Here is a 5,983-nt window from a genome sequence, read left to right on the forward strand (position 1 = left end):
GGCAAGAGCAGCCTGACCGACGAGCTGATCCGCCGGCTGCGGCTGGACCAGGACGATGCGCTGCAGATCGCCGTGATCAGCATCGACCCGTCTCGCCGCAAGAGCGGTGGCGCGCTGCTGGGCGACCGCATCCGCATGAACGCGATCCAGCCCTGGGGCAAGGGCGCGAAGGTTTACATGCGGAGTTTGGCAACGCGCGACACCGGCTCGGAAGTTTCCGCGGCGCTGCCCTCGGTGCTGTCAGCCTGCCAGGCGGCCGGCTTCGACCTGATCATCGTCGAGACCTCCGGCATCGGCCAGGGTGATGCGGCCATCGTGCCGCTGGTGGACGTGCCGATGTACGTGATGACGCCGGAGTTCGGCGCCGCCAGCCAGCTCGAGAAGATCGACATGCTGGACTTCGCCGAGTTCGTTGCGATCAACAAGTTCGACCGCAAGGGCGCGGCCGACGCACTGCGCGACGTCGCCAAGCAGGTGCAGCGCAACCGCGAAGCCTTCAATGTGATGCCGGACCAGATGCCGGTCTTCGGCACCATGGCCAGCCGCTTCAACGACGACGGCGTGACCGCGCTGTACCAGGCGCTGAAGCCACGGCTGACTGCCCTCGGCCTGCCGCTGAAGGACGGCCGCCTGCCCGCGGTGAACACCCGCCACAGCACGCACCAGGTGCCCATCGTGCCCGGCGCGCGCGTGCGCTACCTGGCCGAGATCAGCGACACCGTGCGTGGCTACAAGGCCAGAGCCCGCAGCCAGGCCCGGCTGGCACGCGAGATCCAGCAACTGCGCGAGAGCGCCCGCATGCTGACCGAAGCGCGGCCGGAAAAGAACAACGCGGTGGCTGCGCTGGACGACCTCGCACAGCAGCGGGACCAGCGCCAGGACGCCGACGCCCGCGCCCTGCTCGCCGACTGGCCCGTGCTGCGCGAGGCCTACGCGGCCGACGAACTGGTGGTCAAGGTGCGCGACAAGGAGATCCGCTCGGCGCTGACCACCACCTCGCTGTCCGGCAGCAAGATCCGCAAGGTGGCGCTGCCGCAGTACGAGGACCATGGCGAGATCCTCAAGTGGCTGATGCTGGACAACGTGCCCGGCCGCTACCCCTACACCGCCGGCACCTTCGCATTCAAGCGCGAAGGCGAGGACCCGACACGCATGTTCGCTGGCGAGGGCGACGCCTTCCGCACCAACCGGCGCTTCAAGCTGGTGTCCGAAGGCATGCCGGCGCATCGCCTCTCCACCGCGTTCGACTCGGTCACGCTCTACGGCCACGACCCGGACCTGCGGCCGGACATCTACGGCAAGGTCGGCAATTCAGGTGTCTCCATCGCCACGCTGGACGACATGAAGGTGCTGTATTCAGGCTTCGACCTGTGCAGCCCCACGACCTCCGTCAGCATGACGATCAACGGCCCGGCGCCGACCATCCTGGCGATGTTCATGAACACCGCCATCGACCAGCAGTTCGCCAAGTTCGAGGCCGAACACGGCCGCGCGCCAGATGCGGCCGAGCTGGCCAAGCTGCGCGCCTGGGCCCAGGCCAATGTGCGCGGCACGGTGCAGGCCGACATCCTGAAGGAGGACCAGGGCCAGAACACCTGCATCTTCTCGACCGAGTTTTCCCTCAAGGTGATGGGCGACGTGGCCCAGTACTTCGTGCAAAACCAGGTGCGCAACTTCTACTCGGTCAGCATCTCGGGCTATCACATCGCCGAGGCCGGCGCGAACCCGATCAGCCAGCTGGCCTTCACGCTCTCCAACGGCTTCACCTTCGTCGAAGCCTACCTGGCGCGTGGCATGCACATCGACGACTTCGCGCCCAACCTGAGCTTCTTCTTCAGCAACGGCATGGACCCGGAATACACCGTGCTGGGCCGCGTGGCGCGCCGCATCTGGGCCGTGGCGATGAAAGAGAAGTACGGCGCCAACGAACGCTCGCAAAAGCTGAAGTACCACGTGCAAACCTCTGGCCGCAGCCTGCACGCGCAGGAGATCCAGTTCAACGACATCCGCACCACGCTGCAGGCGCTGATCGCCGTCTACGACAACTGCAACAGCCTGCACACCAACGCTTTCGACGAGGCCATCACCACGCCCACCGAAGACAGCGTGCGCCGCGCAATGGCCATCCAGCTCATCATCAACCGCGAGTGGGGCCTAGCCAAGAACGAGAACCCCAGCCAGGGCGCATTCATCATCGAGGAGCTGACCGAACTGGTCGAAGAAGCCGTGCTGGCCGAGTTCGAGAAGATTGCCGAGCGCGGCGGCGTGCTGGGCGCGATGGAAACCGGCTACCAGCGCAGCAAGATCCAGGAAGAGAGCATGCACTACGAGATGCTCAAGCACACCGGCGAGTACCCCATCATCGGCGTGAACACCTTCCGCTCGCCGCATGCGGACGCGGTGCCTCAGCAGATCGAACTGGCCCGCTCCACCGACGAGGAAAAGCAGAGCCAGCTGACCCGCCTGCGGGATTTCCACACCCGCCACGCGGAACAAGCCCCCGCGATGCTGCAGCGCCTGCAACAAGCCGTGATCGCCAACCACAACGTGTTCGAAGTCCTGATGGACGCCGTGCGCGTCTGCTCGCTGGGCCAGATCACCGCCGCGCTGTTCGAGGTGGGCGGGCAGTATCGGCGCAGCATGTGAGGCCAGATTTCACAAGCATGTTCAGCGCCGCTCAACATGCTGAAAAGCCCCGCTGAAGATCTTTCCCCATGAGGACTCCGCCAAGCCATTGTCATTAAATACATTTTCCGAAGGAATTCAAGATAAATTCCTGGCGTCGTCCACTTGCTCAACACCCATGCCACAGTTCATTCACCGTGAGCTCAGGCTTCTCAACCCTCGCTTTTCGTCCCCACTGCTCGATGTCCTGACGGACCTGGAGCACCTGCGTCGGCTGGAAATCAAGGCCACCACGCCGCCCTCGGTCTTCCAGCAGCTCAAGCAGGTTTTCCATTTCCTGGAAAGCCTGGCCTCTGCACGGATCGAGGGCAACCACACGACGCTTGCGGACTACATCGAGACCAAGGTGGCGGCGCCCTCGGCCGATGCACCAGCCGACTCCATCAAGGAAGTGGTGAACATCGAGCGGGCGATGGAACAGGTCGAGCAGGCAGTCACCCCAGGCGCACCGATTGGCAACCATCTGATCCGCGGGCTGCACGCCACTGCGGTGCACGCGTTGGTCCGCGAAGGCGACGCGACACCTGGCGCCTACCGGACTGGCCCGTTGCGCATCGCCAAATCCGACCATGCGCCGCCGGACGCGATCCAGGTGCCGGGCTACATGGAAGAGTTGGTCGGCTTCGTCAACCGCGAGGACCAGAAAAAGTACGACCTGATGAAGGTTGCACTAGCCCACCATCGGTTTGCCTGGATCCACCCCTTCGGAAACGGCAATGGCCGGGTGGTACGCCTCTTCACCTACGCGCTGTTGATCAAGTACGGTTTCCGGGTCAGCGCAGAAGATGGCCGCCTGTTGAACCCGGCCGCCGTGTTCTGTGCAGACCGGGAAAAGTACTACGACATGCTCGCCAAGGCCGACGCTGGCAGCGACGAGGATTTGGAGGCGTGGTGCACCTACGTGCTCACGGGCATCCGGGACGAACTGAGCAAGGTGGACCGGCTCGCCGATTACGACAACCTGACCTCGGAAATCCTCGTACCGGCCCTGACGCACGCTCGCCAACGTCAGCTGGTGACACCGCAGGAAGAGCGCATCCTGCTAGCCGCCATCAAGGGCAAGGTGGTGAAGTCTGGCGACCTCACGGATGCCATGCCCGGCCTCACGGGCGCTCAGCGTACTTACCAGATCCGCCGCTTGGTCGGCAACGGGATGCTGCAGCCCATCTACTCAGACGCGCGGCAATACACCATCGGGTTCAGCAGCAACATGCTGCTCCGTGGTGTGGTGCGCGCCTTGACCGATGGTGGCTTCATCTCCAGCGCGCTGGCTGCGGACGGCGCCAGCTGATCTGCTTTCGCACCCCAAACGCGCGCTTGGCTGACACGCCGATGTTCATCGCGCCCTCACAATCCAGCAGAGGCTGGCGATGCTCCGGCCTGGAGAACACCTGACGATGCCGTCGAGCGAAAGTGCCCACCCGCCGCCCGCCGACGCGCTGGACAGCCGGCGGGCTGACCTGCGCCGCATGAAACTCATTGCCGCTGGCATGCTGGTGCTGGCGATTGCGGGCCTGGTGCTGGCCGAATGGCAAGGTGCGCAAGGCGGCTGGGCCTGGGTCAAGGCTTTCTGCGAGGCGGCGGCTGTGGGTGCGATGGCCGACTGGTTCGCGGTGGTGGCGCTGTTCCGCCACCCGCTTGGCCTGCCGATTCCGCACACCGCCATCGTGCCCGAGAGCAAGGACCGCATTGCCGACAACCTCGCGGCCTTCGTGCGCGACCATTTCCTCGAACCCGGCACGCTGCTGGCGAAGCTGGAGCAGGCCGACCCTGCCGCCAAGCTGGCCGAATGGCTGGCCGAGCCGGGCAACACCCAGCGGCTGACCGGCATCCTGCAGGCGGCGGTGGCCGAAGGCCTGTCGCTGATGGACGATGACGCGGTGCGCCGCCTGATCGACAAGCAGCTGGCGCGGCTGGTGGAACGCTGGGACGCGCCTGGCGCGGCCAGCCGCCTGCTGCAGCTGCTCACGCAGGACGGCCGCCACCACGAGCTGCTGGACAGCGCACTGAAGCAGGCCGGCGTGTACCTGCAGCAGCCCGAGGTGAAGGAGCAGGTCTCGGACATGGTGCTGAAATACGCCCGGCGCGAATGGCCCAAGATGCTGGCGGTGGTCGGCTGGGTCAAGTCCCCCGACACCATGGCCGACGACTTCGCCGTGAAGCTGACTGACGCGCTGCTGGACGAAATGGCTGCGGTGCTGAACGAGCCCGGTCACCCGCTCAGGCAGCGTTACCACGCCTGGTTCGAAGGTTTCATCGAACGCCTGCAGCACGACCCTGCGTTGCGCGACAAGGCCCAGGCCCTGAAAGTCGAGCTGCTGCAGCACCCGGCGCTGCGCGATTACGTGGGCAGCCTGTGGACCGACCTGAAGGCCCACCTGCAAGCCAACCTCTCCGCCCCCGATTCACCGATGGCCGAGCGCCTGCAGCAGGCCATGGCGCGGCTGGGCAAGGAGCTGGGCCGCGACCCGGCGCTGCGCGAGGCGATCAACCGTCATGTGCTGTCCGTCGCCGGCCGCATGGCCGAGTCGATGCGCTTCACGCTCACCCACCACATCTCGCAGACCATCAAGGGCTGGGACACGCCGCACCTGGTCGAACAGGTCGAGCTCGGCGTCGGCCGCGACCTGCAGTTCATCCGCCTGAACGGCACGCTGGTGGGCGGGCTGATCGGGCTGCTGCTGCACGCCTTGCTGCTCCTGGTGCACTGAAGGCGCCGGCTGGGGCCTAAAAAAACAGCGATCCCGGCGTCATCTGCAAGCTCAGCCACTCGTCTAGAGTGGACAGGCCACATCGAGGCCTGTGTGTCCCCCACCTGACCTGGAGCCCGCATGACCCACCAATACCTGTTGCTGCTGCACGAAACACCCGCCCGCTACGCGGACATGAGCGCCGACGAGATGCAGGAGATCGTCGCCCGGTACGCCGCCTGGGCGCAGCAGATGGCCGAGCAAGGCCACCTGGCTGGCGGCGAGAAGCTGGTCGACGACGGCGGCCGGCAGCTGCGGCTGGTCAACGGCCGGCCCGTGGCCACCGATGGCCCGTATGCCGAAGCGCATGACGTGATCGGCGGCACCTTCGTGCTCAAGGCTGAAAGCGATGCCCAAGCCGAGGCCCTGGCCGCCACCTGCCCGCACCTGAACGGCGGCAACTGGATCGAGCTGCGGCGCATCGACCCGGTGAACTGAGCCTTGCCACCCACCCCGGCATGCTCGCCGAACTGATCGCCGGCCAGCGCCCGCGCCTGCTCGCACACCTGGTCCGCCGCTTCGGCCTGGCCCACCTGGCCCTGGCCGAA

Annotated in this window: 4 protein-coding genes; all 4 read left to right on the plus strand. The window is 65.9% G+C overall.

What is annotated here, in order from left to right; genetic code table 11:
• Positions 1-2,646, plus strand: a 2,646-nt coding sequence (gene icmF, locus FKP22_RS18455) for a fused isobutyryl-CoA mutase/GTPase IcmF (RefSeq protein WP_141289108.1), incomplete at its 5' end; no start/stop codon positions are given.
• Between the two features lie 88 nt (positions 2,647-2,734).
• Complete coding sequence (locus FKP22_RS18460) at positions 2,735-3,976, plus strand: Fic family protein (RefSeq protein WP_233446884.1); 1,242 nt, start codon at positions 2,735-2,737, stop codon at positions 3,974-3,976.
• Between the two features lie 106 nt (positions 3,977-4,082).
• Positions 4,083-5,396, plus strand: coding sequence for a DUF445 domain-containing protein (locus FKP22_RS18465; RefSeq protein ID WP_141289110.1), 1,314 nt, complete (start codon positions 4,083-4,085; stop codon positions 5,394-5,396).
• Between the two features lie 120 nt (positions 5,397-5,516).
• Positions 5,517-5,873, plus strand: coding sequence for a YciI family protein (locus tag FKP22_RS18470; protein ID WP_211361461.1), 357 nt, complete (start codon positions 5,517-5,519; stop codon positions 5,871-5,873).
• Positions 5,874-5,983 lie beyond the last annotated feature (110 nt).

The sequence above is a fragment of the Ideonella azotifigens genome, assembly GCF_006519715.1.
GTDB classification, from domain to species: domain Bacteria; phylum Pseudomonadota; class Gammaproteobacteria; order Burkholderiales; family Burkholderiaceae_C; genus Ideonella; species Ideonella azotifigens.